At 72.2% G+C, this 668-nt stretch carries 1 protein-coding gene and 1 pseudogene; both read right to left on the bottom strand.

Features of this window, described 5'->3' with window-relative positions:
• Positions 1-236 (bottom strand): annotated as a pseudogene (locus AA75_RS36400) (hypothetical protein); the annotation flags it as partial.
• Positions 233-580: a PadR family transcriptional regulator gene (locus tag AA75_RS36395; protein WP_033824685.1), complete on the bottom strand. Its 348-nt coding sequence runs from the start codon at positions 578-580 to the stop codon at positions 233-235. The pseudogene AA75_RS36400 and the gene AA75_RS36395, both read right to left, overlap by 4 nt.
• Between the last annotated feature and the right edge of the window lie 88 nt (positions 581-668).

The raw sequence follows: 668 nt of genomic DNA, 5'->3' as shown, positions 1-668 counted from the left end.
GCCAGCATCCGGCCGGCCGGGTCGGTGGAGGCCATCCGCAGCCGTAGGCGCAGGGCGTGGGAGGCGAGGTCGAGGCGTTCGCGCAGGACCGCGCGACCGCTCAGGCCTTCGGTGGCCTCGGCGAAGGTGGCGGCGATGTCCTCGCCGTGCAGTTCGCGGTAGCGGGCCGGGTAGAGGCCGATCAGGAGCCGGCCGGCCTGCGGGGTGCGCTGCTCCAGGATGTGCTGCTCGTTCACGCGTTCGCTCCGCTCGGGCGCAGCCGGGCGGCGCCGAGGCGCCGTTCGGCCTCCAGGACGGCGAGGCGCAGCCGCCTGGTCTCCTCGGTCAGCAGTTCCTTGCCCTGTTCGGTGAGGGCGTAGGTGCGGCGCAGCCGGCCGCCGACCACCTGCTCGCCGTCGATCCGTACCAGGCCCTGCTGGAGCAGCCGGTCGAGCGCGGTGTAGAGGGTGCCGGTCCGCAGCCGGGTGCGGCCCTCGGAGATGGCCAGCACCTCCTGGATGATCGCGTAGCCGTGCCGCGGGGCATCGGCCAGCGCGGTGAGTACGAGCCGGGTCGGCTCCTGCACTTGACGGTCTGTCATGGGAGCGAGCATAGGCCCGCCATCGCCATATGTCGATGATCTACCTATGAAGCCTCGAGGGTGAGCTGCGTCTCAACCCGGGCAGGCC

Source organism: Kitasatospora sp. MBT63, from assembly GCF_000710465.2.
In the GTDB taxonomy this organism is placed as follows: Bacteria; Actinomycetota; Actinomycetes; order Streptomycetales; family Streptomycetaceae; genus Kitasatospora.
The sequence above is the reverse complement of the archived record's forward strand: the minus strand, read 5'-3'. Positions and strand labels throughout refer to the sequence as shown.

Excerpts from the sequence above, each read along its gene's own strand:
- AA75_RS36395 (WP_033824685.1), bottom strand. The coding sequence starts at position 580 with ATGACAGACCGTCAAGTGCAGGAGCCGACCCGGCTCGTACTCACCGCG.